The sequence below is a fragment of the Flagellimonas taeanensis genome, from assembly GCF_003584105.1.
Taxonomy (GTDB): domain Bacteria; phylum Bacteroidota; class Bacteroidia; order Flavobacteriales; family Flavobacteriaceae; genus Flagellimonas; species Flagellimonas taeanensis.
The window spans coordinates 55,671-81,960 of sequence record NZ_QXFO01000006.1; the positions used below are offsets into that span (position 1 = coordinate 55,671).

The window sequence follows — 26,290 nt, forward strand, 5'->3', positions numbered from 1 at the left end:
ACTCTATGTTCAACAAAAATATCAAACTCGTTATCGCAGGTCTTATCATTGCTTATGCCGTGTACCAGTTCGTGGAGGGCAACATCGGCAATGGCATAGCCCTTATCCTGTTCTCCCTAGTGTTCATTTTCCTGTACTTTAGGAACGAGTTTATCCTCTTGGCCTTTCTGCGGATGCGCAAACAGGACTTGGAGGGCACCCAAAAATGGCTGGACAAGATCAAGAACCCTGAGGGAGCTCTCATTAAAAAACAACAGGGCTACTTCAATTACCTGCACGGAATCATCTATTCCCAAAAGAACCTGACCCAGGCCGAAAAATACTTCAAAAAGGCCTTAAAACTGGGACTTACCATGGATTATGATGTGGCCATGGCCAAATTGAGCCTTGCAGGGATTGCCATGCAGAAACGCAGAAAGCGTGAAGCCACCCAATTGTTGCAAGAGGCCAAAAAACTGGACAAGAACAACATGCTGACCGAGCAGATCAAGATGATGCAGCAGCAGATGAAGAAAATCTAGAAATAAAATTTCTTTTTACATTACCCAAATTACAAAATCCAAATACAGGGTCAGTTTCTTTGGAATTTACCATTGAGCTTCTTTTGGGCGTTATCAAAAGGACAATTGTTCTTCCATAGCCTATCCATCAATTCAGATACTACGTTTACTGGGAGTGGAATTTTATTTTTTTTCTCGCTAACTTCACCTATCCTTGGATATAATTCATTAAAACGAATCATATCCTTATAGATTAAGCCAACCTCCGAAATCCAGTGCTTTAATCTACCTCCCCGCACTCGATGTGCGATAATATCCCTTGTTCGGGATCTCGATCACATACTTTTTTCGGGAGCTGTTGTTCAAATGGGGCTCGCGCAACCAAGGGTTGTGCCTCTTCAGCACCTTATAGTTGATCTCGTAGAGCTGGGCAAAGTCGGCCCAACTGGACACGGCCGTGTCCACTTCCACGGTAAAAGTGGGCACTTTGGTATATAGATCTTCTTCCTCCACCAAAAAGCCATACTTTCCGGGGTTGGCAATGATTTCCTTGATAGCCATGATACGGAACACGTAGCGGCCGGTCTCCTCGCCCAACAACAGGTCGTAGTAATCCCCGGCCTTCTGGATGCCCATAAACCGTTGGATGCCTGCAGGACCTGCATTATAGGCTGCTGCGGTCAGTGTCCAACTGCCAAATCGCTCCTTCCACTTCTTCAGATAGTCACAGGCCACCTGGGTAGATTTCTCGACATGGTAGCGCTCGTCCACATTATCGTTCACCTCGAGGCCATATTCCCTTCCGGTATCCTTCATGATCTGCCAAAAACCGGTCGCCCCCGCAGGTGACACCACGTTTTGAAGACCACTCTCGGCCACGGCCAAGTATTTGAAATCGTCCGGGATACCGTTCTTTTTCAAAATGGGCTCTATGATGGGGAAATACTTGTTGGCGCGTTTCATCAGCAACAGAGCGTTGGACTGCCAGTAGGTGTTCACCAAAAACTCCCGATCTACGCGCTCCATGATCTCCGGGTCGTCCAGCGGAACGGCTTCCCCTGCGAAATTAAGGTCTTCGGGAATCTCGATGGCACTGATCTTATAGCCCTGGGCCACATTCTTGTCGTTTTCCACCACTGTTTCAGGAGCTTTTTCCTCAACAGGTTCCGGGGTCGACTGCACCGCAAAAATGAAGGTGCCGGTCACCGCGATCAATCCAATAAATGCCAATATGTTCTTCAAGTGTTTCATAGCCAAATTTTTTATAGGGTACTGTAAAGATACTATATAGACGCCCTTATCCTAAAATTATTGTGGGGAGATTTTCATTGAACCACCTTGCCCGGTGTATGATCATGGTGTGGGTGCCGTTCTTCACCACAATGCATTGTTTGATGTTGGCCACGGGAAAAACCGTGTCCTTTTCCCCTTGGATGTGCACCACGTTCGGAGGCGGTACGGTCTGGTTCCAGTTCACGATCTGGTCAATGGACCAATCGATGTACTGCTTGTCCCGGACGGAAAGGTATTTTTCATACAGGTGCAAACGCTTGGTCACCGTTTCGCCAAAGGCATATTTGGCCAAAAGCTCCACATTGGTCACCAATCCCGTCGGGAGTAGTTTATGCACCTTGGTGTACTTGGCAAAGAGCATCCGCTTGGGAAGTTCCGACCTGCTTTTTACCGAAGAGACCACGATTACCTTTTTGGGTTTGATGAACTTGGCCATCTCCTGCACCAGCATTCCCCCGAAGGAAACCCCTAGCAATACGGGGTTTTCATGTGCTATGCGAGTACACATTTGCTTAGCATAGGCTTCCAGGGACATGCCTTTTTCCGGGATGGTCCAATCCAACAAATGGACCTCAAAAGTTTCGGAAGAAAGATGGATGCCCTCAAAAATAGATGGTGCGGCAGCCATTCCTGGCATTAGGTACACATGGGTTTTAGTATCGGGCATATTTCATCAAAGATCGTCAACCACTAGGAAATTAACAATTTTTTGACTAATTTTGTATCCCTTTTGCAGCTGACCCCACCTAATGAACTATATTTTTAAGGGGATTGTTAGAATTATCTTTTGGATGATCTAAATCTTACAGAGTCATTAAAAACAGTACTATATGACAGAAATGGAAATTAACGACAATAGTTTCTTGCGCCAGTTTGAAGCTAGGGTCAATGGGCATTTAGCCAAAATTGAATACTCTTCCCAGGAGCGCAAGGTGTTTTTGACCAAGTTGGTGATTCCTGAGGAAATTGACCAAGAGGGGTTCAAAGAGGACTTCATCAAAGCCGTTCTGCACCAAATCCAGGAAAAAAACCTTAGGGTGGTACCGACCAGCCCGCACATTGCAGGTTTTTTGAGAAAGAACAGACAGTACAAGGAAATGTTGCCCGTGGGAATCCGCATCTGATACCCACCAACATTCAAGAAAATTAAAGCCCTCCCTTCCGGAAGGCTTTTTTTATGCCAAAATGGTATCGGTGACAAACTCGAAGCGCACCAGACCATCCTCGTCAATTGAGGTCAGCTCCACTTGGTGTAAAGTGTTCACAAGTTCAGGGTTCCAAGGTGCCTTTACCTTCACGTAGTTTTCTGTAAACCCATGGATGTAGCCCAATTTGTTTTCCCCTTCGAACAAAACGGTACGCACACTGCCCAATTGGCTCTCGTAAAAAGCCCTTCTTTTTTTAACGGATAAGCCACGAAGCATTTTGCTGCGCTTATTCCGCACATTCATGGGCACCACGTCGCCCATCTCGGCCGCAACGGTATTGTCCCGTTCCGAATAGGTGAACACGTGGAGATAGGAGATATCCAGTTCGTTCAGGAAATGGTAGGTCTCTAGGAAATGCTCGTCAGTCTCCCCAGGAAAGCCCACAATCACATCCACTCCGATACAAGCATGGGGCATCGCTTTTTTGATACGCTTCACCCGATCCACATACAGGTTGGAGAGATACCTCCTTCGCATCAACCGTAAAATAGTATCGCTACCGCTTTGCAGGGGCACGTGGAAATGGGGGACAAAGGAATTGCTCTGCGCCACAAAATCGATGGTCTCGTTCTTCAACAAGTTGGGCTCTATGGACGATATGCGCAGGCGATGGATGCCTTCAATTTGATCCAGGGCCTTCACAAGGTCCAAAAACGTATGCTCGTGACGCTTATTGCCAAACTCTCCCTTCCCATAATCCCCGATGTTCACCCCGGTCAGCACAATTTCCTTGATGTCCTGCGCAGCAATCTCACGGGCATTGTGCAGCACGTTCTCCAAGGAATCGCTTCGCGAGATGCCACGGGCCAAGGGAATAGTGCAATACGTGCACTTGTAATCACAACCATCCTGTACCTTTAAGAAAGCACGCGTACGGTCCCCGATGGCGTAACTGCCCACATAAAAATCCGCTTCTTCGATCTCGCAGGAATGTACCTCGCCTTTATCATTCTTGGTGAGATCGTTCAAATAATCGGTAATCTTGAACTTCTCGGTGGCACCCAATACCAGATCCACCCCGTCCACTGCAGCCAGTTCTTCGGGCTTGAGCTGCGCATAGCAACCCACAGCGGCCACAAAGGCCTCCGGGTTGGCTTTTTGCGCCTGTTTCACAATGGTCTTGAAACGCTTGTCGGCATTCTCGGTCACCGAACAGGTATTGATCACATACACATCGGCCCGCTCGGAAAAGTCCACACGCTCAAAGTCCTCCTTTTCAAAACTCCGCGCTATGGTGGAAGTTTCGGAGAAATTGAGCTTGCAGCCGAGTGTGTAAAATGCAACCTTTTTGTTCATCTGCCCATCTGACTTTAGGGCCGCAAAGATAATGATTTGTTGGAAGTTATGGGAATAGCTTTGCAATTGAAATAGCAACCTTGGTTTGGCAAAACAAAGTTGCCAACCTGCCCAAAATAAGATAGGTGAACTTTTGAACAAAGTAACAAGGGACGTTTGAACAAAACCGTCTGCCGATTTCACTTCTAGTTTTGCTCCATAAAAACAAATCAAAATGGAACAGCACAATTATCAAGGCGCATTGCAAAACCCCATTGGTTCGGGATTCAACGCAGCATCAACCACAGACGAAGTGATCCAAGGAATTGACCTTACCGGTAAAGTAGCCATCGTGACAGGCGGTAACACGGGCATCGGTCTGGAAACCACCAAAATGTTGGCGAACGCAGGGGCGACCGTAATCGTTCCTGCAAGGGACATCGAAAAGGCCAAGGCCAACCTGCAAGGGATGGCCAATGTTGAATTGGAAGCCATGGATTTGATGGATTCCAAATCCATAGATGCCTTTTCCGAAAAATTTCTGACATCGGGCAGACCGCTACACTTGCTCATCAACAATGCGGGCATTATGTGGGTACCGTTGCGCAGGGACGACCGTGGTATGGAATCCCAATTGGTAACCAACTATCTGGCACAATTTCAACTCACCGCCAGACTATGGCCTGCCCTGAAAATGGCACATGGTGCACGAGTGGTCAATGTTTCTTCATACGGCCACCAATTTGCCCCATTCCATTTTGAAGACCCTAATTTTTTGAAACGGGACTACGAAACTTTGCAGGCGTACGGACAGTCCAAAACAGCGGTGAACCTATTTTCCCTTGAATTGGACAACAGGGCCAAGGCATTCAACGTGAGGTCCTATTCGTTACATCCCGGGTCCATAGGCGGAACAGAGTTGGCTAGGGAAGCATCGCTGGAACTGTTCCAACAAATGGGTTTCTGTGATGACGAAGGCACTATTTTACCCGAAGTGGCTGCATCTCTGAAAACCATTCCGCAAGGAGCAGCCACAACAGTGTGGTGTGCCACTAGTCCAATGCTCCATAACTTGGGAGGGGTGTACTGCGAAGATGTCGATATTGCGGCACTGTCCACCGATGCATCCATATCGAGTGGTGTAAATCCTTATTCTTTGGACCAAACGTTTGCAAAAAAACTGTGGAACTTGAGTGAAGAACTCATCGGGATACGATTTCCCATCCATTGATATTACTACCTTTACACTACACAAGCCTATGGACTATCAATTAAAATACATCACACCTGATATCAAGCTTTCATCCTTTGAGGACAGGCTTTTCAAAACGGAAGTGGTATTTGACCACCATATGCTTGTGTGGTTCATTTCGGGGGAAACCAAGATCGTACAGGCGGATGAAAGCCACGTGTTCAAGCCAGGGGACATCTTCCTGATTCCCAGAAATCAAATGGCCACGATCATCAACTATCCCAAGGACGGCCTTCCCCATAAATCGGTGGTGATGCACCTTTCCACGGACAGGTTGAGGGATTTTTATGCCCAACTGGATGTGAAACCGAAGGTGGTCTCCACACCCAAAATTGTGCGTTTTGGAAGCCATCCGTTGTTAAAAAGTTGTCTATCCTCCCTAATCCCCTATTTTGATATGCAGGAAGACAAATTTCCCGAAAACATTGCTTCCTTAAAAATTACCGAGGCCATTACCATCCTCAGAACCCTGGATGTAGGCATCGACAACATTTTGGCCAATTTTGAGGAACCCCACAAAATAGACCTGGCCACTTTTATGGAGCGGAATTTTATGTTCAACATGCCGTTGGAAAAGTTCAGCTATTTGACCGGTAGGAGCCTGACCACCTTTAAACGGGATTTTCACAAAGTGTTCCACACCACCCCACAGCGCTGGCTTACCCAAAAACGTCTGGAACTGGCCCATTACCAATTGACCAAGAAAGAACGAAAACCCGTAGAGGTCTATCTTGAAACAGGATTTGAAAACCTGTCACATTTCTCCTTTGCCTTTAAAAAACATTTTGGATATGCCCCTACGGCCCTTGCACAACAAAAAACAATCCATTGACAATACCTAGAAGTCATGGAGCACTCTTTTTTGCGTAATTTTATGCCTGTTTTGCCCCATATAAGTCCACAATAGTGCAGGAACTCTTCAAAATCTTCCGATTTACCGCCAAAGATGCCAAAGCATTGGAAAGCGAGAGCATTGAACCCCATGTGCACGATTTTGAAGAACTCATCATAGGTGCGGAGGGCAAAATTTCCCATTTCATCGATTTTGATGATGAGATTGTCTATGCCCCCTTCGTGAGCTTCGTGACACAAGGCAAGCCCCATCTGCTCAGGCCACAGACCCACGAGGGCAAATGTGATCTTTGGGTCATCCGGTTTCGAAGCGAGTTCATGTCGGAGACCATTTTCAAGCTTTATGGCTATTTCCACAACAGGGCCAACATCACCCTGCCCACCAATCGTTGTTTCAATAGGCTGACCTCGCTCTGCGAAATGATGCTCGACGAAGTGGAACGCCCCAACCCCAATCTGTCCATCATCAAACAATTGCTCACTTCACTGTTGACGATGGTCTACAACGAAAAGCCCGAAAACCCGGACCAAGAGTCCAGCAATGCACATTCGCAGACCTATGCCAACTTTTTACGCATTCTGGAGGAGAACTTTCGGCGACCTGTCAAGATTTCCTTTTATGCCGAAAAACTGTTCATGAGCAAGCGCAACCTCAACCTCATCTGCCAGGAAGTGATGCAGCAAAGCGTGGGCGAAATCATCGAGACCCGTAAACTCACCGAGGCAAAAAACCTGCTCATCAACACCAACAAGACCATTGCCGAAATCGGTTTTGAACTGGGCTACAATGAAAAGGCCTACTTCTCCAAAGTCTTCAAACGCAAAACAGGGCAGACTCCATCCGCTTTCAAGAAAGAAATGAAACAGCTTATTTCCTAAAAGTACAACCCTTCTTCCAAAAGGTATTACCCTTCCCGTGGGATATTGAAAGATCTTTGTATCAAAGAAATAAATCAATAACCCAAAAATTAAGAACAATGTCAAATAAGACGATTTGGAATTTAGATCCAACACATAGCGAACTTACCTTTAAGGTAAAACACCTCATGATCTCCAACGTAAAAGGTGAGTTCACCAAATTCAGTGCTACCATAGACGGGGCTGATTTTGAGACCGCAAAACTATCGGCCACCATCGATGCCGCTTCCATTTTCACTAATAACAATGACAGGGACGGCCACCTGAAGAGTGCCGATTTCTTCGAAGTGGAAACCTACCCCGAGTTGAAATTTGAAAGCACTTCCATCAAAAAAGTGGACGATGACGAATTCAAGCTCACAGGCGACCTTACGATCAAAGGAACCACAAAATCCGTTGAATTGGATGTGGATTTTGGTGGGTACATGAAAGATCCCTATGGAAACGAAAAAGCAGGGTTCTCCATTGCTGGGAAAATCAACCGTAAGGATTTTGGCCTGAACTGGAACGCTGCCCTTGAAGCCGGTGGTGTTATGGTGAGCGAAGAAGTAAAAATTGCTGCCGAGGTCCAGTTTGTAAAGACCGAGGCCTAATTTCGATGTACCAGTGGCCCGGATACCGAAAGGGTCCGGGCTTTTCATAGCTCCCTTTTCACATGAACAGGAAGAATTTCATCAAAACACTGGGAGTCATACCTTTTATCACTGCCATGAACGATTTCAGTACATTACGGTCGCTCGACAAGAGCCTGCCCCCTTCCGAGAAGATGCCCGTGCTCTTTTTGGGACATGGAAGCCCCATGAACGCCATTGAGGAAAATGAGTTTGTCTCCTCCTTCCGCAAATTGGGCAAGGAAGTGGCAAGGCCCAAGGTCATCCTTTGCATTTCGGCCCACTGGGAGACCCGTGGCACCAAGGTGACGGCTATGCAAAACCCGCCCACCATCCACGATTTTGGTGGTTTTCCGCAAGCCCTGTTCGATGTACGCTACCCCGCACCGGGAAGCCCTGAAATGGCACAGGAGACAAAGGACATCATTACCAAGACCGATGTGGAACTAGATCATCACTGGGGATTGGACCATGGGGCCTGGAGTGTGATCAAGCACCTGTATCCCGATGCCGATGTTCCCGTGATCCAACTCAGCTTGGACTACACCAAGGACCCCCAGTACCATTACGAACTGGCCCAGCAATTGGAACGCTTGCGCCACAAGGGCGTACTGATCGTGGGAAGTGGCAATGTGGTGCACAACCTGCGCCGTGTGGCCTGGCAAAAATTGAACGACGCCTATGCCTGGGACTGGGCCCATGAAGCCAATGAAAAGATGAGATCTTTCATTCTGGATGGCAACCACGATGCCCTCATCAACTATCACAAACAGGGGAGCAGCTTTGAGATGTCCATTCCCACGCCGGAACATTACCTGCCCCTGCTCTATGCCTTGGCCCTGAAAGACAAGTCCGAAGAGGTGGAACTTTTCAACGACAAGACTGTGGGAGGGTCCATCAGTATGTTGTCCCTCAAGATCGATTGACCAAAACAAAAAGCACCACTCCGCCTTTACTTTGATTGATGATGGAAATCCCAGCTACCCGCATACCCATGGGGCTGGGGTTTTTATTTCCGAACGGTCTGGACAACCCTTATTTTGATGGAAAGGGGCTTCGGGTATTCTAGAATTTGCTACCTTGATGCAATAAACAAACCCAGCCGTATGAAACTTCGAATCGTTGTGGTTGCTATCACCCTGATGGCCATCCAATCCTGCAAACAAGAACCCGCTTCCTCCCTCGCCAATTATCAAGGGGACGAGACCTATACCGTGATTGTCGGTGAAAACAAGGTAGGCCACCTCAAGGCCGGCACCGTGGGCGATACCATCCATGTGGATTACGATTACAAGAACAACGGCCGTGGCCCGACCATGAAGGAGACCATCGTGTTGACCCCCGAAGGTTATCCCATCGATTGGAAGATCAGCGGGAACACCACCTTTGGCAATGCCGTGGACGAACATTTTACCCTCGAGGCCACGAACGCCTCTTGGACGGATGCCACAGGTTCCGGCAATGCGAACGTGGAAGCCGCCCAACTCTACGTGAACCAATTCGGGAGCCCCTATTCCTCCGTGCTGGCCGCCAGATTGCTACTGGACGCCCCCAACAACACCTTACCTGTGCTACCCGCAGGGAACCTGACGCTGACCGAGATGGAGAAAATCAGTGTGACACAGCCTTCCGGTGAGGGCGAACTGGCCCTGACCACCTATGCGCTATCCGGGGCCGAACTGAACCCCTCCTATTTTATTTTGGATGACCAAAATCGTTTCTTCGCTTCCATCGACCCTCGGTACATTGTGATCCGCGAAGGATTCGAAGCCGTGGAAAAGGACATGCGCCAACTGGCCGAGAACTATTCGGCCCAACGCTATGAGACCCTTCAAAAGAAATATGCCCACAACTACGATAAAAAAGTGCGCATCCAGAACGTTCGGGTGTTCGACCCCGAGACGATGGCCCTCACCGACCCGGTTTCCGTGGTGGTGGCCGGAGAAAAGATCACGGCCATCGAAGCGGCCGATGCCGCTGGCGAGAACGAAGTGATCATTGCGGGGAACGGTGGTACCTTGGTGCCCGGTCTGTACGAAATGCACGCCCACTCCGGCGATAACGGTGCCCTGTTGAACGTATTGGCCGGGGTGACCTCCTTCCGCGATATGGGGAACGACAACAAAGTACTGTCCGATCTGATCGAGAAAATCGATGCTGGCGTATTGGCCGGTCCACGCATCACCCGATTGGGCTTTATCGAGGGCAAAAGCCAGTTCAACGCCAACAACGGGATCATTGTGGAGAGCGAGGCCGAGGCCCTGGCCGCGGTGGACACTTATGACAGTCTGGGCTATTATGGCGTAAAGCTCTACAACAGCATGAACGGGGACTGGGCGCCCGCCATTGTGAAAAAGGCCCATGAAAAAGGACTCTTCGTGACCGGGCACGTGCCTGCATTCTCCAACGCCAATGCCATGCTGAATGCAGGGTTTGACGAGATGACACACATCAACCAGACCATGCTGGGCTGGGTGCTGGAGCCCGAGGAGGACACCCGTACCCTGCTCCGCCTTACCGCCATGAAGCGTTTTCCCGGACTGGACCTGGACAGTCCCAAGGTGCAAGAGACTCTAGACCTCTTCGTGGCGAACAAAACGGCCATTGACCCTACCCTGTCCATCCACGAAAAACTGATGCTCTCCCGCAACGGGCAAGTATCGCCCGGCACGGAGGACTATATTGACCATATGCCCCCCAACGAGCAACGTGGCATGAAAGTGGCCTTGGCGCAGATTGCCGATGCCGAAGAGGACAAGGCCTACCGCGAAGCCTACCAAAAAATTGTGGAGACCCTAAAACTGATGAAGGAAAAGGGCATTCTGATCGTGGCAGGGACCGACCTGGGCGGGGCTTTTAACCTGCACCGCGAACTGGAACTCTACACCCAGCAGTTGGGCTACACCAATGCTGAAGTGCTGAAACTGGCCACCTATGACATGGCGCAGTATATGGGCCAAGCGGATTTGGGCAGCATAGCCCCCGGGAAATTGGCCGACTTCTTTTTGGTGCCCGGCAACCCAGTGAAGGACATCAAGGCGATAAAGAGCATCGCGTTGGTGGCCCGGGGAGGTACGTTTTATTACCCTACCGAGGTGTACCCCGAATTTGGCATAGCGCCCTTTACCCAAATGCCCGAAGTAAAGGAATAGCGTTGGGTATCAACTACAATTTAAAAAAGCCAGTGGCAGAAAATGTTGCTGGTTTTTTATTGATAAAAGCCCCCTTATCTTTAAAAATTGACGCAAAGCATTTTTGGTAATGAACACAGCACAGAAATTGGGCTTTGACCCCAAGGCCAAACTATTGATGATCCATGCGGATGATGCCGGACTTTCACACGCAGAAAACCGGGCAACCATGCAGGCGTTGAAAAAAGGTATGGTGAACTCGTACAGCATAATGGTCCCCTGCCCTTGGTTTCACGAAATGGCGCTCTTTGCCAAAAACCACCCCCAATATGATATGGGCCTCCATCTTACGCTTACCTGCGAATGGGAAACCTACCGTTTTGGTCCCGTGTTGCCCGTTTCGGAAGTGCCCGGTTTGGTGGACGAACATGGACATTTCTTTAGAAAAAGGGAACAATTGCGCCAAAACGCCACCGCCGAAGAGGTGGAAAAAGAGTTGAGGGCCCAGATTGAAAAAGCCCTATTGTTGGGGTTGCACCCCACCCACTTGGACTCCCATATGTACAGCGTGGGATCCCATCCTGACTTTTTTAAGGTGTACAAACGGTTGGGGGAACAGTACGGTCTCCCTGTGCTCATCAACAAACAGATGATGGAGATGGTGGGATTGGACCCAGTGGCACACATAGCCCCCGACGACCTGACCATTGACCATACCTATTTGGGTGCCATTGCGGATTTTGAAAAGGGCCAATTTACCCAAGGATACCAAGATATGTTGGAAAACCTAAAACCGGGCCTGAACCAGATTTTGATCCACCCTGCTTTTGATGAGCCGGAAATGCAGGCCATTGCCATAAACCATCCCCACTTTGGGGCCGAATGGCGACAGATGGACTTTGACTTTTTTACCAGTGAAAAAACCATGGACACCCTCCAAAAGCGCCATATTGAGTTGGTGACTTGGGGCGAGCTCATGGCCCACCGAAACAGGTCTCAAATGTAGCTTGACCACTTTCACAAATTACACGATTTGTTTCCAGTTTTTTTGTTGATAAAACTTGATAATTAGGTAGTTACCCCTGTTAAAATTGTAGTATTTTTCACAGAACTTCGTTACAATTGCTGAACTCGTTCCAGTATCGGTCGATACAATTCAGTAAAACGAATCATATCTCTAACGTTAGCATTAATAGAATGAACTATAGACCAACAACATATTTTAAGAATCATAATTGTGCTGTATATGAGAACGTGCTCAGACCCTATAATTTGACAAACAAAAGGTTAATTCCTGAAGTTATTAATGGGCTTAAGCGCCTTCACTTTAAATTTGGGCATAAGAAAATTGTAATTGATTTAGCCGGTGTTGAAAAGGTCTTCCCTTATCCTGCGGTGCCAATTGCTGGATACATCCACTATTTTAAAGAAGAGTTAAATGTTGATTTTGAGTTTATCAATGTTCCAACGTACCTAAGAAAAATTCATTTTCTTAGTCCAGACGACATCAACAAGACAACAACGGGTCTTGGCACCAATTTTCTTGATCGAGTATGGGTTTTTCATTCATCTGATGATGTACACTCTCTAGTTAATGGCTTCTTGGCAAGCATAAGAAGGAGTACTACAGTTGAAGAGGGGATTATGCAAGCATGCGAATGGGGACTAAATGAAATCATGGATAATGTGATACAACATTCGGGCGAAAATACAGGATTCATTATGGGACAAGTATTAAAGGACAGTCAAATTCTAAAAATATCCATATTTGATTATGGTCAAGGAATATTCCAATCTCTAAGGAACTCATCTTTCCGACCACGGAATGCTTCTGATGCGATTTCATTAGCGGTTCAAGAAGGTGTTACGAGAGACAAAAAAATTGGACAAGGGAATGGGATGTGGGGACTTTACAATATAATAAGCATTAATGATGGTGCTCTTCAAATTATCTCTGGAAAAGGTGGATTGAATTTTATAAATAGAAAAAAAGTAACCGAATCATACAACAATATCATTGTGTTGAATACTGATAAGCAATCAACTGCTGTTAATTTTGATATAAGATTAAATAATGCAATTTCAATGAAAGAAGCGCTTGGCGGATATGAACCAATTGATATTTTTCTAGAAAATTTAGAAGATGAATTTGATAGAATTATTTACAAAATAATTGAGCAATCATCAGGAACTGGAACAAGACAATCAGGATTCAGAATTAAAAATGAATTGTTAAACATCTATAAAAGCGCCAAAAAACCTGTTATTATTGATTTCGATGGAGTAGGAATCATAGCTTCATCGTTTGCTGATGAATTAATCGGCAAACTAATTTCCGAATTAGGTTTATTTCAATTTCAAGCAGCTTTTCCTATGAAGAATATGAATCCGACTGTACAAGCAATAGTTCAAAGATCTGTGAGTCAAAGATTGGCGGAAAATTTAAATAATAATGCTAATAATGTTTAAGCGGCATTAAAAAGACCGCTTATACTGAACCGATAACCAACCAAACCACTTCAACTGTACTCACCATCTCAAAACCTCCCAAAGAAATGCCATAGGCACCATTGAACTTACTTTTTATATTTTTAAATGTCAGGACGCTTATGTTCCTGCGACGAAAAACGCATCAATCAAAAAACAATCCCATGAAACGATTCCGTTTACCCATGCTCCTTGGCATGCTTTGCATGACCACATTTGTACAAGCCCAAACTGCCCAAACCATCCCCTTGGAAGAAGCGTATTGGACCCTTGAAGAAGGCGTCAAGGCCTCTTTTGAAATTTTCGACGGCCGCCCGACCATGCTCCTCGACGGCAAAGCCTTTGCGAAGGGCATCGAATTTTCCAACGGTGTCCTGGAAATGGATGTGTACGCCAACTCCAAACGCAGTTTTGCAGGGTTCCTATTCAGAAAACAAGACCAAAATTTTGAGGAAGTCTATATGCGCATGCACAAGTCCGGACAGGTGGATGCCGTGCAGTACACCCCTACCTATCATGGGGAAGGCAACTGGCAGCTGTATCCCGAACATCAGGCGCAGGTCACTTTTGCAACCCAAGGATGGAACCATTTGCGGGTGGTGGTGGACAACTGGACCGCGACCGTGTTTATCAATGACAAAGAGGTATTGCAGGTAGATCACTTAAAATCGGGCAACTTGAACGGTGAAGTGGGTGTTTGGGCACTACTGGGCAACCGCTTTTCCAACGTTTCCATTACCCAAACCGACGAGGCCGTGGTCAAAGAGCCCTTCCTTGCCCCAACCCCCGCCGAAGGCATCATTGCGGAATGGCAACTTACCGAGGCCAAGCCCTATACCGAAGGGGAAATTGCGTTCAGTGATCTTGAAAAGGCGAAGACCATCACCGCACGTACTGAGCAGTCAGGTCTGCTCCCCATCTCCAAATATATGGCAAAGCCAACTTCGGGCAATTTTGAAGCCAACCCAGAGGCCTACACGGTGGCATCCACGACCATTTCCGTAGCTGCAGACCAAACCAAGCTGTTTTCGTTCGATTATAGCGATAAGATCGTGGTGTATTTGAACGGCAGCCCCATTTTTTATGGCAACAATGCCTTTCGGTCCAAGAACAACCAGTTTCAAGGACACATAGGGCTGGGTGCGAACAAAATACCGCTACAGCTCCAAAAAGGCATCAACACCTTGCATTGCGTAGTAATTGACAAGGCCAACGGTTGGGGATTGGTGGGAAAATTAGAGTAAGGTTCAGAAGTTCCGCCACTTCTTCGTGAACTCAAAAACGCGTTCCAAGATGCGGGCCTCGGTATCGTTGAACTCCATGTTTCGGCGTTTCATCATGGCCGTGGCCACCTCAAAGGCCTTGCTGGGCAAAAAGGTGGAGAAGCCAGCGGCCCCGCCCCAACTATAGCTGGGCACAAAATTTCGGGGGAATCCTCCGCCAAAGATATTGGCACTGACCCCTACCACGGTCCCGGTATTGAACATCACATTGATGCCACACTTGCTGTGGTCGCCCATCATGAGTCCGCAAAATTGGAGCCCTGTCCGGGCAAAGTTTTCGGTCCGGTAGTTCCAAAGGCGTACTTCGGCGTAATTGTTCTTCAGGTTGGAGGTGTTCGTGTCCGCGCCTATATTGCACCACTCGCCCAGTACAGAATTGCCCAAAAAGCCATCGTGGCCCTTGTTGGAGTTGGCGAAGAGTACAGAGTTGTTCACCTCGCCCCCCAATTTGCAGCCCGGTCCGGCCGTGGTGGGACCATAAATTTTGGCACCCATCTTCACAATGGCACTTTCGCCAAGCACAAAACCGCCGCGCACCATACTGCCCTCCATCATCAGGGCGTTCTTGCCAATGTAAATAGGACCTGTGGAGGCGTTCAAGGTACAGAACTCCACCGTGGCCCCTTCCTCCAAAAAAATATTCTCCGGGGCCAACACTCGATTGGTCTCGGAAATGGGCTGGCTTTTTCTTCCTGCGGTCACTAGATCAAAATCCGCTTGGATCGCTTCACCGTTCTTGGAAAAGATGTCCCAGGTGTTTTTGACCGTGATGCCTTCAAAGACATGGTCGATCACTTGGTATTGCGCAACGTCAAAAGCTCCGTCAAGGGTTTTGGTGGCATAGGCGATGTATTCACCGCCGTCCATCAAGGCCTCGCCCAGTTGCAACTGTTGGATGGCCTGCACCAAACTTTCATTGGGGAGATAGCTGCCGTTGATCACCACATTTTTGTCACTCGTCTGCAACGGGTATTTTTCCGAAAGATAGCCCTCCGTTTGGAAGCTCAGGGGCTCCCCTAGCCATTTCTCCCATTTTTCCCTGATGGTCAGGATGCCGATACGCATCTCGGCCACAGGGCGGGTCAGTGTAAAGGGAAAAAGGTCTTCGCGGTGGTTACCATCGGAAAGAATAAAGTTCATAAGCTATGCTTTTGACTCGGTAAAAATAAAAAACGCCCCCGAAAAACATCGGGAGCGTTCCTATAAATCGTTAAAAAGGATGACCTATTCGGTCTACTCCTCTTCTTGCTTGAACTTTTTGTACTTGTTCTTGAACTTATCGATCCTACCAGCGGTATCCACCAATTTGGTCTTACCGGTATAGAAAGGGTGCGAAGTCCTTGAAATCTCCAACTTCACCAAAGGATAATCCACACCATCCACAGTGATGGTCTCCTTTGCCTCTGCAGTGGACTTGGTAATGAACACATCCTCGTTTGACATATCCTTAAAAGCCACCATTCTATAGTTTCCTGGGTGTATATCTTTTTTCATCGTCTTAAATGCTTAATCTCAGAATTTTCGAGGTGCAAATTTAATGATTTCTTTGACACGACCAACTCAAAAGACCTAAAAAATAAAAAAGTAACTTTAACTGTAACAAAATGCCCGACCCCGGCACTAATTGGCTACAATCAACACAAAAATCAAAAAAATGGAAGAACAACAACCAAAAACCGGAAAATTTGCGCTCAATTATGGGCTTTTACTGGGCATCATATCCGTGGTGTTCGGTGTAATGCTCTACACCCAAAAAATGCACTATGAAATGAACGCTTCGATCATCGTGGTCTCCATCTTGATCATGGCGGGTGTCCTCTTTATTGCCGTCAATGCCTTTAAAAAGGCCAATGGTGGTTTCCTGACCATTTCCGAGGCGCTGAAAGTGGCCGTTGGTGCCGCAGTGGTGGGGGCCGTGATTTCCTTGGCCTATCAGTACATCCTGACCCATTTCATTGAACCCGACTTTTTTGACAAGGCCATGGAAATTGCCAAACCCAAGGCTTTTGAGCAAAATCCCAACATGACAGAGGAGCAATGGGACCAAGCTGTGGAAATGCAAAAAGGATTTGCTTGGATCCAATACCCAGTGGGTTTGATCATGAACAGTATCTTCGGCTTGGTCATCGGTCTGATCGTGGGACTGATCTTGAAAAAGAGCAAACCGTCCTACTAAACCAAAAAATACTACTTTTGAAGGGAAATCCAGAAACAAGCAATGCAGATTTCCATTGTAATTCCTTTGCTCAACGAGCACGAATCGCTTAAAGAACTACATGATTGGATTGTACAGGTGATGCAATCCAATCATTTTTTATATGAGATCATCTTTATAGATGATGGCAGCACGGATGGATCCTGGAAAATCATCACCGATCTTTCCCAACAGAACGAACATGTAAAAGGCATCCGTTTTTACAAGAACTATGGGAAATCGCAGGCACTGCATGCTGGCTTCAAGGCGGCTACAGGCGATGTGGTGATTACCATGGATGCCGATCTTCAGGACAACCCCGAGGAAATTCCCGAAATGTACCGCATGGTGACCCAAGAGGGCCAACAAGTGGTATCGGGCTGGAAAAAAATACGATACGATTCCATCATCGCCAAGAACATCCCTTCCAAACTATTCAACTGGGCCGCCCGGAAAACTTCCGGTGTGCAACTGCACGATTTCAATTGTGGTCTCAAGGCTTTTGACAGCCAGGTGGTGAAGAACATCGAAGTGCACGGGGAAATGCACCGCTACATCCCCGTTCTGGCCAAAAATGCCGGTTTTTCGAAGATTACGGAGAAAGTGGTGCAGCACCAAGCCAGAAAATACGGTTCCACCAAATTTGGCGCAGAGCGTTTCATCAATGGTTTTTTGGACCTGATCACCATATGGTTCGTGTCCAAGTTTGGCAAACGGCCCATGCACCTTTTTGGCGCACTGGGCGTTCTCATGTTCTTTGTGGGCCTTTGTTTTTCGGTCTATCTGGGCGTGGACAAACTCTTCCTGAACCCAACGGGCCGATTGATCACCCAACGGCCGCAGTTCTTCATTGCCCTTACCGCAATGATCATGGGTACGCAATTGTTTTTGGCAGGGTTTATCGGGGAGATCATGGTACGCTCCAGAAAAAATGATACCCGTTACAATATCTCCGATAAAATTAACCTTTAAGCCCCACCCAAACTTATAATCTTTGTATTTTTAAGACACATAAACACTATACAAATGGATTCCATTACCGCTACCGCTCAATCTTGGTTGATCGATTTTTTTGATGAAAAAACAAAAAAAGAAATCAGACATCTTATTGAAAATGACCCCGAAGAACTCAAAGATCGCTTCTACAAAAATCTGGAATTCGGAACGGGCGGGATGCGTGGCGTGATGGGCGTGGGCACCAATCGAATCAACAAATACACCTTGGGAAAGAGTACCCAAGGGCTCAGTAATTACCTGAAAAGGACCTATACCGACAGTGACATTCGGGTGGTAATCGCATACGATTGCCGATACAATTCCGACACCCTGGCCAGAACGGTGGCCGAAGTGTTTTCTGCCAATGGTATCAGGGTCTATTTGTTCTCCGAGCTCCGCACCACTCCTGAGTTGTCCTTTGCCGTGAGACACCTGAGCTGCCATGCCGGAATTGTGTTGACCGCATCGCACAACCCCCCAGAATACAACGGATACAAAGTATATTGGGCCGATGGCGGACAGATTGTGCCACCACAAGATGGGGAAATCATCGCGGAAATCGATTCCCTTTCTTTTGAAGATATCCAATTTGGTCCCAACGACGATCTGATCCACATGATCGATAAGGATGTGGACGAAGCCTTTTTTGAAGCCTCCGTTTCCAATGGGGACTTCCATGCGAAAGGAAAGGACGATTTTAAAATTGTGTTCACCTCGCTGCACGGCACCTCCATCACCGCCATACCCGAAGTGTTGAAACGGGCCGGATACCACAATGTCACAATCATTGAGGAGCAGGCAAAGCCCGATGGTGGCTTTCCAACCGTCAAGTCCCCCAACCCAGAGGAACCCGAAGCCTTGGCGATGGCCATTACAAAAGCAGAGGAAATAGGCGCCGATATGGTGGTGGGCACCGACCCCGACAGTGACCGGTTGGGAATCGCCGTCCGCAACCTAGAGGGCAAGATGGAACTGCTGAACGGCAACCAGACCATGGTGTTGATGACCAAGTTTTTATTGGATCGATATAAGGAAAAAGGATTCAAGGGCAACGAGTTCATCGCCACTACCATTGTATCCACCCCCATGATGGAGCAAATGGCCAAAGCGTATGGCGTAGAGTTTAAAACGGCACTTACTGGCTTCAAATGGATCGGGAAAATGATCAAGGATTTCCCTGCTTCCAAGTTCATTGGAGGTGGCGAGGAAAGTTTTGGCTATATGGTGGGCGATTTTGTCCGGGACAAGGACGCGGTCACCTCTACCCTATTGGCCTGTGAGATTGCCGCCAATGCCAAAGCGAATGGCAGCTCGTTCTACGAAGACCTTATCGATTGCTATGTGCAGTTTGGTTTTTACAAGGAAAAATTGATTTCCCTTACCAAAAAAGGGATCAGTGGCGCGGAAGAGATCAAGCAGATGCTCAAGGACTTCAAGGAAAACCCAGTGGCCTCCGTGCAAGGCTCAAAGTTGCTTTGGGTCGAGGACTACAACACCTCCACCGCCAAAAATGTGCAGACAGGCGAGGAACGGACCATCCATCTGCCCAAATCCAATGTGCTTATCTACGAGACCGAAGATGGCACCCGGATTGCGGCCAGGCCCAGCGGAACGGAGCCCAAGGTAAAGTTCTATATCAGCACCAATGCAAAATTGGACAAGGCGGAGGATTATAAATCCGTAAATTCGCAATTGGAAACCAAGATAGAAGGTATCCTATCCGAGCTGAATTTGTAAGTGAATGAACTACTTTAAAAAGATTCTCCGTTTTGCGGGACCTTACCGTAAATACGGTTATTTGAACATATTCTTCAATATCCTCTACGCGCTTTTCAGTGCGCTTTCCTTTGCGGCCCTTATCCCAATGCTCAATGTATTGTTCGATAAGACCAAGCAACTTACGGCTCCGCCTTCATTTGAAGGCATAGGCAAAGCCAAGGATTACTTTATGGACTACATGAACTACCGGGTCACGCAATATTCCGGCGAGGACCCCATGAAAGGTCTGGTGATTGTTGTTGGACTGGTCCTGGTCCTTTTCTTGCTCAAAAACATCTTCAATTACTTGGCGATGTATTTCATTACGTTTTTGAGGAACGGGGTGCTCAAGGACATTCGGAACAAGATGTACGAGAAAATTGTGGATTTGCCCATTTCGTATTTTTCCGAAAAACGAAAAGGGGATGTCATTGCCCGGATCACTTCGGATGTATTGGAAATCCAACATTCTTTCCTGTCCGTTTTGGAATTGATCGTGCGGGAGCCGTTGACCATCCTTTTCACCATTGTGGTCATGTTCTTAATCAGTGTGAAACTGACCATATTTGTCTTCGTCTTTATTCCCATAGCCGGAATGTTAATATCCCGTATTGGGAAATCCCTAAAACGCAAATCGGACAAGGTGCAAAAGGAACAGGGGGAATTCCTTTCCATCGTGGAGGAAACCTTGGGTGGACTTCGGGTCATAAAGGCTTTTAACGCCGAATCCAAGTTTTACAAAACCTTTGAAAATTCCACCTCGAGATTTTTCAAGTTTTCCAACACATTGCTAAACAGACAAAATCTGGCTTCCCCGACGGGCGAATTCCTTGGGATTTTGGTCATTGGAATCTTATTGTGGTTTGGTGGACGTATGGTTTTGGTAGAAGAAACCCTCGATGCCGCCTCTTTTATTGCCTATATGGGGCTTGCCTACAACATACTTACCCCTGCCAAGGCCATCAGCAAGGCTTCGTATGGAGTAAAGAAAGGAAATGCAGCCGCAGAGCGCGTCTTGGAGATACTGGAGTCTGAAAACCCCATCAAGGACATGGAAGGGGCCATGGAAAAGACCGATTTCAGTTCGAGCATCGAGTTTAAGGACACTTCTTTCAAATATGAGGAGGATTATGTCCTGAAAAGCTTCAACCTAAAGGTTGAAAAGGGGCAGACCGTGGCCTTGGTGGGCCAATCTGGAAGCGGAAAGAGCACCGTGGCCAATCTGATCACCCGTTTCTACGATGTCAACAAAGGGGAAATCACCATAGACGGGACCAACATCAAGAACATCACCAAAAAATCCCTTCGCGGCATGATGGGATTGGTGACCCAGGATTCCATTCTTTTCAATGATTCCGTGAAGAACAATATTGCCCTGGGCAAGGAAAACGCGACCATGGCCGAGATCATTGAGGCGGCCAAAGTGGCCAATGCACACGATTTCATTATGGAATTGCCCCATGGCTACGACACCAATATCGGAGATGGTGGGAACAAGTTGAGTGGCGGGCAAAAACAACGCCTTTCCATTGCTCGGGCCGTGCTCAAGAACCCCCCAATCATGATCTTGGACGAGGCCACATCCGCCCTCGACACCGAAAGCGAACGATTGGTGCAGGATGCCCTTGAGAAAATGATGAAGAACCGCACTTCCATCGTGATCGCCCACCGTTTGTCCACCATCCAGAATGCAGATTCCATCGTTGTGATGGGCAAGGGCGAAATCTTGGAACAGGGCACCCACGAAGAACTGATGCAATCCCAAAAGAGTTACAAAAAACTGGTGGAGATGCAGTCGTTCACTTCTTGATCGGATTTTTGGATTGATCGGATCGTTGGAGTTTTGGATAGGTGTTTCCCTTTTTTCTAAAAAAACATATTGGTAATTGTTAAATGTCAATTGTTTATTGATTATTGAACCTTGAAAAATTAAACCATTTCCCCTTACCTTAGTCATAGCATCAAAACCTACAAAGATTGATCGCTGAGGAAACCCTAGTACAAGAGCTCAAGAGCAAGGAAAGCCAGGCAAAGGCCTTTGAGGTATTGGTGAACACCTATAAGGAACGCCTTTATTGGCACATTAGGCGGATTGTCCTTGACCATGATGATGCGGACGATGTATTGCAGAACACTTTTATAAAAGTGTACCGGAATATCGATGGATTCAAGGGCGACAGCAAACTCTACTCCTGGATGTACCGCATCGCCACCAACGAGTCGTTGACCTTTTTGAAACAGAAATCAAAAAAAATGGGCATTGGCGACCAAGAACTCAAAGAGCGTATGGTAGAAAACCTTCAGGCCGACGCCTATTTTGAGGGTGATGAGATCCAGTTAAAGCTCCAAAGGGCACTGGCCACCCTTCCGGACAAGCAAAAACTGGTCTTTACCATGAAATATTTTCAGGAAATGAAGTATGAGGACATTTCCGAGGTATTGGAAACCTCGGTCGGGGCCTTGAAGGCATCCTATCATTTGGCCGCAAAGAAAATTGAGGCGTATCTTAAAGCAGATTAAACCTTTGGCACAAATTGAAGTCATAAAAATACCATGAAAAAGAACAGCAAAAATAAGTTCAACACCCCGGAAGGTTACTTTGAAAGTTTCCATGACCGCTTGATGGACCGGATCCAAAAGGAAGAAAGCGGTACTGGGACCAACATCCCCAAATCCGATGGTTTTTCCGTACCGGGAAATTACTTCGATGAGGTTGTTCCCACGATTCTATCCAAAACCACGGAGGAAAGTGGAAAGGTCATCCCACTGGATAAGCGTCGGAATTTTTATTACGCAGCGGCAGCGATTGCGGCCATTTTCCTGTTGATTTTTAGTATCAACTGGAAAACAGAGACTGCTTCCTTCGGTTTTGATGATTTGGCCAGCGCCGAGATAGATGCCTATTTTGATAATCACGACATTGGACTCAGCTCCTATGAAATTGCCGAGACCATTCCTTTGGAAGACATCCAGTTGAACGATGTGCTGGCCGAGGACCTGACCAACGATATCCTTTGGGAATACTTGGAGGATACTATGGAAGACATTGAGGATTTACACTTAGAAAATGAAGAGCATGAATAAAAGAGCACTCATATTGCTTACCCTAATCTTGACGGCCTTTGGGGTACAGGCACAAGGCCAGGCAAGGGACCGGATCAAGACCCTGAAAGTAGCGTTCATTACTGAAAAGGTAGGACTTACGAGCGAAGAGGCCCAGGCCTTCTGGCCCATATACAATAAGCACGAAGAGGACTTGGAGACCATTCGCAGAAAAGAACGCATGGAACTGAGATCCCAGATATCCTCGGCAGAAAGCTTGTCCGAAAGCGAATCCGAAACCCTGTTGGACAAAATGCTCGCCCTCCAAAACGAAAGACATCGTGAAGAACAGGATTTCATGGCAAACATCCGTAAGGTGATCCCGGCCAAAAAGGCACTTTTGCTGATCAAGGCAGAAGAAGATTTCAAAAGGCAGTTGTTGCAACAGTACCGTAAGCGAAAAGGTGGTAGATGACCCATTCACAACACTAAAATCCAAAGGAGTCAAAAAAAGACTCCTTTTTTTATGCATTAAACCTTTTCTCCCAACCGATGTCTTAGCTACAGAAACCATAAAAATCCACATTATGAAACGTATGAAGACAATTTTGGTTATCGTGGCCTTTTTGGGAACAATAGTGGCCGCAAGTGCACAAAGAAGAACAGTGGTAAGGGTATATCCCAAGCATGGAACCGTAGTCACCAGCCTGTCCAGTCCTAAAGTGGTTGTCCACAAGAACACGAATTTTTATTATGCCGATGGTGTATGGTACAAAGCCCGTGGCCGTAATTATGTGGTTACCGCCGCTCCCCGTGGCGTAGTAGTGAGCACGCTGCCCCGAGGAAGCAAGGTCGTCTATGTTAACGGACGAAGACTGTACAGCTACATGGGCGTTTGGTATAAACGATCAGGCCGACAATATGTGGTCGTTACCGTATAGTTTGTTTTTGGTTGGTTAATTGATTGATTCCGAGGCTCTTTAAAAAATGACATTCTGAATGAAATGAAGGATCCATTTTTAAATTCAAATACCTGAAATTAAGATAATTGAGATTTTTCACCTCCCCTTCGACTGCGCTCAGGGTGACAGCTCAAAATGACAGCTTAATCACTTTTGGAGAGCCTCACTTTAGTTGAACTCCAATTTGGCGATACGCTTACTCCCAGCGGCATAAGCCGTGGAATCATTCAAAAAGCGTAGGGTAAAGAACGGTTCCTCACTCAACTCCTTCCAATTTTCACCACCATCACCCGAATAGGAAATGCCCGTAAACCCAATGGCGACAAGCCCCTTCCCTTCCGAATTGGGTACAAACTGCACACAACTTTTATAATCCGGTTCCTTTCCATCGGCAATCAGGTTCCATGTTTTTCCACCATCAACGGTTATGACCTTGTTCTTTTGGTTGGACTCGGGTGAAGTATAATCACCACCAATGGCAAACCCCAGATGCTCATCATAAAAATCCATGGAATAGATGCCTTGGGTAGGTTCTTTGTGAATGATGGGTGTCTGTTGGATTTCCCAAGTGGCCCCTTTGTCCGCAGAATGATAGATCCTACCTTCTGTGGTCCCGATCCAAACCTTATTTCCTGCTATGGCAATGTTGCTATTGCTGGCTGCAAAGGCCCCCTCCCCTTCGATGCCTTTTGGCAAACTGCTACAAGGCAGTTTACTCCACGTTTGTCCCCCGTCTTTGGTGAGAATAATGGAAAGGCACCCATCTACCGTATCGCCCACCGCGATACCAAAGGTATCGTCCCAAAAGGCCATGGCGTCGTAGAACACCCCTTCCCCTTCTTCTTGGTACACCACTTCCATTTTTCCACCACTCCCGGTCTTGTACAACAAGGCGGGACTTTCTATGGACAACATGAAAAAATCGTTGCTGGTCTTGCCCACCGCCCTAAAACTGGGCGTCAACGAATCATAGGTTTGCACATTGGCCCTTACTTTATGCGAAGTGACATCCACCGTCCCATACATTCCGTTGCTCCCCGCAAAGGCCAACGTTCTGCCATCCAAAAAGGTGATGGCGCGGATGCTCACCGAATCTTCATAAACGGGTGTCACGGTCACAGATTGGAACGGTTGGTGCTTTTGTTCTTCGGCACAGGAGGCCAAAACCAAGACCATCAAAAGAAAAATGGAAATCCTCATTACATTTATTTTCTTCAAAAGTAAGGAGAAATGATACCTTTGCAACCTTATTTTGTATCATGCGATTGCACCGAAACCTAGTTTTTGCCGTAATAGATGCCCTAAAGCAGATCTTCAACGATGGAGAATATGCCGATAAGGTGATAGAAAAAGTACTTCGATACGATAAACGTTGGGGTGCGCGTGATCGTGCGTTCATTGCTGAGACCACTTATGACATTGTACGTTGGAAACGACTCTATACCGAGATAGCTGAAGCGCACGAACCCTATACCCGTCAGCACTTGTTTCGATTGTTTGCGGTCTGGTGCGTGCTGAAAGGCATTCCATTGCCCGATTGGAAGCAGATGGAAGAAACCCCGGAGAGAAGGATCAAAGGGAGGTTCGATGAGCTCTCCAAGATCCGAAAGTTTCGGGAATCCGTCCCTAATTGGATGGACGAACTCGGGGAGAAATCCCTGGGCAACAAGCTATGGACAAAAGAAATTGCCGCACTCAACCAACAAGCAGATGTTATTTTGCGGGTAAACACACTGAAGATCACCAAACCGCAGCTCAAACTTTTTTTGGCCAAAGAAGATATCGAAACCGTGGAAATCGACGGTTATCCCGATGCCCTGAAGTTGAAGGAACGCAAGAACGTGTTCACTACGGAAGCTTTCAAGGATGGGCTGTTTGAAGTGCAGGATGCCTCATCCCAATTGGTGGCCCCTTATTTGGAAGTGCAACCTGGGCAACGCGTAGTGGACGCCTGTGCCGGTGCTGGTGGCAAGACCCTGCATTTGGCATCGCTCATGCAGAACAAGGGCCAACTCATCGCCCTTGACATCTATGAGAGTAAGTTGAAAAAACTCAAGATCAGGGCCAGAAGGAACGGAATCCATAATTTCGAGACGCGCCCCATCGACTCCACCAAGGTGATCAAAAAACTGCACAACAGTGCCGACCGATTGCTGTTGGATGCCCCCTGCTCCGGCTTGGGCGTCATCAAAAGAAACCCTGATTCCAAATGGAAGCTGGAGCCCGAGTTCATCGATAGGATCATGGGCGTGCAGCAGGACATCCTCCAGAATTATAGCAAAATGGTGAAAAAAGGGGGACAGATGGTCTATGCCACTTGTTCCATACTTCCCCAGGAAAACACCGAACAGGTCAAAAAATTCCTGGAATCGGTAAACGGCAAGGAATTCGAACTGGTAAGAGAACAGAACGTTTATGCTTCCGAAACCGGTTTTGACGGTTTTTATATGGCATTGATGAAAAGGAATTAAATCCTTTGCAAGGGTCTTTTGCACCCAATCATAAATTTCGACTACAACAATCGTAGA

General features: G+C 47.2%; 26 protein-coding genes. 20 read left to right on the top strand and 6 right to left on the bottom strand.

Annotation, left to right across the window (positions count from 1 at the left end; genetic code table 11):
- Positions 1–5 precede the first annotated feature (5 nt).
- Positions 6–521, top strand: coding sequence for a hypothetical protein (locus D2V93_RS01210; RefSeq protein WP_072882722.1), 516 nt, complete (start codon positions 6–8; stop codon positions 519–521).
- Positions 522–785: 264 nt separating this feature from the next.
- Here D2V93_RS01210 and D2V93_RS01215 read toward each other — a convergent pair whose 3' ends face one another.
- Together D2V93_RS01215 and D2V93_RS01220 are read right to left on the bottom strand one after the other, a co-directional pair.
- Positions 786–1,751, bottom strand: coding sequence for a lytic transglycosylase domain-containing protein (locus D2V93_RS01215; RefSeq protein ID WP_119618054.1), 966 nt, complete (start codon positions 1,749–1,751; stop codon positions 786–788).
- A 46-nt stretch (positions 1,752–1,797) separates the two neighbouring features.
- A complete protein-coding gene (locus D2V93_RS01220; protein WP_119618055.1) occupies positions 1,798–2,460 on the bottom strand; it encodes an alpha/beta fold hydrolase in 663 nt (220 codons plus the stop codon).
- A gap of 163 nt (positions 2,461–2,623) precedes the next feature.
- Between D2V93_RS01220 and D2V93_RS01225 the strand changes: the two genes are divergently transcribed.
- On the top strand, positions 2,624–2,917 hold the full coding sequence (locus tag D2V93_RS01225; RefSeq protein WP_072882456.1) for a GNAT family N-acetyltransferase: 294 nt from the start codon (positions 2,624–2,626) through the stop codon (positions 2,915–2,917).
- Between the two features lie 51 nt (positions 2,918–2,968).
- Here the strand turns inward: D2V93_RS01225 and mtaB are convergent, their stop codons facing one another.
- Entirely contained in the window at positions 2,969–4,297 is a 1,329-nt protein-coding gene (mtaB, locus tag D2V93_RS01230) for a tRNA (N(6)-L-threonylcarbamoyladenosine(37)-C(2))-methylthiotransferase MtaB (RefSeq protein WP_119618211.1), read from the bottom strand.
- 214 nt (positions 4,298–4,511) lie between these two features.
- On the opposite strand from mtaB, the gene D2V93_RS01235 reads away from it, so the two are divergent.
- The 9 genes from D2V93_RS01235 (at position 4,512) to D2V93_RS01275 (ending at position 14,771) form a co-directional block, all read left to right on the top strand.
- Positions 4,512–5,507: an SDR family NAD(P)-dependent oxidoreductase gene (locus D2V93_RS01235; protein ID WP_119618056.1), complete on the top strand. Its 996-nt coding sequence runs from the start codon at positions 4,512–4,514 to the stop codon at positions 5,505–5,507.
- A gap of 28 nt (positions 5,508–5,535) precedes the next feature.
- On the top strand, positions 5,536–6,360 hold the full coding sequence (locus tag D2V93_RS01240; protein WP_119618057.1) for a helix-turn-helix domain-containing protein: 825 nt from the start codon (positions 5,536–5,538) through the stop codon (positions 6,358–6,360).
- A 74-nt stretch (positions 6,361–6,434) separates the two neighbouring features.
- Positions 6,435–7,259 carry a helix-turn-helix domain-containing protein gene (locus tag D2V93_RS01245; protein ID WP_119618058.1) on the top strand — a complete coding sequence of 275 codons (825 nt, stop codon included), beginning with the start codon at positions 6,435–6,437 and terminating at the stop codon, positions 7,257–7,259.
- A 98-nt stretch (positions 7,260–7,357) separates the two neighbouring features.
- Positions 7,358–7,891: a YceI family protein gene (locus D2V93_RS01250; protein ID WP_119618059.1), complete on the top strand. Its 534-nt coding sequence runs from the start codon at positions 7,358–7,360 to the stop codon at positions 7,889–7,891.
- Between the two features lie 116 nt (positions 7,892–8,007).
- The gene (gene ygiD, locus D2V93_RS01255; protein WP_072882719.1) at positions 8,008–8,835 is read left to right on the top strand and encodes a 4,5-DOPA-extradiol-dioxygenase; all 828 of its coding nucleotides are present in this window, start codon (positions 8,008–8,010) and stop codon (positions 8,833–8,835) included.
- Positions 8,836–9,015: 180 nt separating this feature from the next.
- Complete coding sequence (locus D2V93_RS01260; protein WP_119618060.1) at positions 9,016–11,061, top strand: amidohydrolase family protein; 2,046 nt, start codon at positions 9,016–9,018, stop codon at positions 11,059–11,061.
- A 109-nt stretch (positions 11,062–11,170) separates the two neighbouring features.
- Entirely contained in the window at positions 11,171–12,046 is an 876-nt protein-coding gene (locus D2V93_RS01265) for a polysaccharide deacetylase family protein (protein ID WP_119618061.1), read from the top strand.
- 266 nt (positions 12,047–12,312) lie between these two features.
- Positions 12,313–13,509: an STAS-like domain-containing protein gene (locus tag D2V93_RS01270; protein WP_182849912.1), complete on the top strand. Its 1,197-nt coding sequence runs from the start codon at positions 12,313–12,315 to the stop codon at positions 13,507–13,509.
- 182 nt (positions 13,510–13,691) lie between these two features.
- Positions 13,692–14,771 carry a 3-keto-alpha-glucoside-1,2-lyase-like domain-containing protein gene (locus D2V93_RS01275; protein ID WP_245978035.1) on the top strand — a complete coding sequence of 360 codons (1,080 nt, stop codon included), beginning with the start codon at positions 13,692–13,694 and terminating at the stop codon, positions 14,769–14,771.
- Between the two features lie 3 nt (positions 14,772–14,774).
- Here the strand turns inward: D2V93_RS01275 and D2V93_RS01280 are convergent, their stop codons facing one another.
- Positions 14,775–15,950 (bottom strand): GlmU family protein, encoded by a 1,176-nt coding sequence (locus D2V93_RS01280; protein ID WP_119618063.1) that lies wholly within the window; start codon positions 15,948–15,950, stop codon positions 14,775–14,777.
- 93 nt (positions 15,951–16,043) lie between these two features.
- Entirely contained in the window at positions 16,044–16,304 is a 261-nt protein-coding gene (locus tag D2V93_RS01285; protein WP_072882077.1) for a type B 50S ribosomal protein L31, read from the bottom strand.
- A 160-nt stretch (positions 16,305–16,464) separates the two neighbouring features.
- Between D2V93_RS01285 and D2V93_RS01290 the strand changes: the two genes are divergently transcribed.
- From D2V93_RS01290 to D2V93_RS01325, 8 genes are all read left to right on the top strand, one after another.
- On the top strand, positions 16,465–16,986 hold the full coding sequence (locus D2V93_RS01290; protein ID WP_119618213.1) for a DUF4199 domain-containing protein: 522 nt from the start codon (positions 16,465–16,467) through the stop codon (positions 16,984–16,986).
- 42 nt (positions 16,987–17,028) lie between these two features.
- Positions 17,029–17,976 (top strand): glycosyltransferase family 2 protein, encoded by a 948-nt coding sequence (locus D2V93_RS01295; RefSeq protein WP_119618064.1) that lies wholly within the window; start codon positions 17,029–17,031, stop codon positions 17,974–17,976.
- Positions 17,977–18,030: 54 nt separating this feature from the next.
- Entirely contained in the window at positions 18,031–19,737 is a 1,707-nt protein-coding gene (locus tag D2V93_RS01300; protein ID WP_119618065.1) for a phospho-sugar mutase, read from the top strand.
- 4 nt (positions 19,738–19,741) lie between these two features.
- Positions 19,742–21,568, top strand: a complete 1,827-nt coding sequence (locus D2V93_RS01305; RefSeq protein ID WP_119618066.1) for an ABC transporter ATP-binding protein — start codon at positions 19,742–19,744, stop codon at positions 21,566–21,568.
- A 167-nt stretch (positions 21,569–21,735) separates the two neighbouring features.
- Entirely contained in the window at positions 21,736–22,278 is a 543-nt protein-coding gene (locus D2V93_RS01310) for an RNA polymerase sigma factor (RefSeq protein ID WP_072882081.1), read from the top strand.
- A 33-nt stretch (positions 22,279–22,311) separates the two neighbouring features.
- A complete protein-coding gene (locus D2V93_RS01315; protein ID WP_072882082.1) occupies positions 22,312–22,842 on the top strand; it encodes a hypothetical protein in 531 nt (176 codons plus the stop codon).
- Positions 22,835–23,275, top strand: coding sequence for a hypothetical protein (locus D2V93_RS01320; protein ID WP_119618067.1), 441 nt, complete (start codon positions 22,835–22,837; stop codon positions 23,273–23,275). Before D2V93_RS01315 ends, D2V93_RS01320 begins: the two co-directional genes overlap by 8 nt.
- A 121-nt stretch (positions 23,276–23,396) precedes the next feature.
- Positions 23,397–23,741, top strand: a complete 345-nt coding sequence (locus D2V93_RS01325; RefSeq protein ID WP_245978036.1) for a DUF6515 family protein — start codon at positions 23,397–23,399, stop codon at positions 23,739–23,741.
- Between the two features lie 189 nt (positions 23,742–23,930).
- On the opposite strand, the gene D2V93_RS01330 is transcribed toward D2V93_RS01325, so the two are convergent.
- Positions 23,931–24,962, bottom strand: a complete 1,032-nt coding sequence (locus tag D2V93_RS01330) for a WD40/YVTN/BNR-like repeat-containing protein (RefSeq protein ID WP_119618068.1) — start codon at positions 24,960–24,962, stop codon at positions 23,931–23,933.
- 59 nt (positions 24,963–25,021) lie between these two features.
- On the opposite strand from D2V93_RS01330, the gene D2V93_RS01335 reads away from it, so the two are divergent.
- On the top strand, positions 25,022–26,233 hold the full coding sequence (locus D2V93_RS01335; RefSeq protein ID WP_119618069.1) for an RsmB/NOP family class I SAM-dependent RNA methyltransferase: 1,212 nt from the start codon (positions 25,022–25,024) through the stop codon (positions 26,231–26,233).
- Positions 26,234–26,290 lie beyond the last annotated feature (57 nt).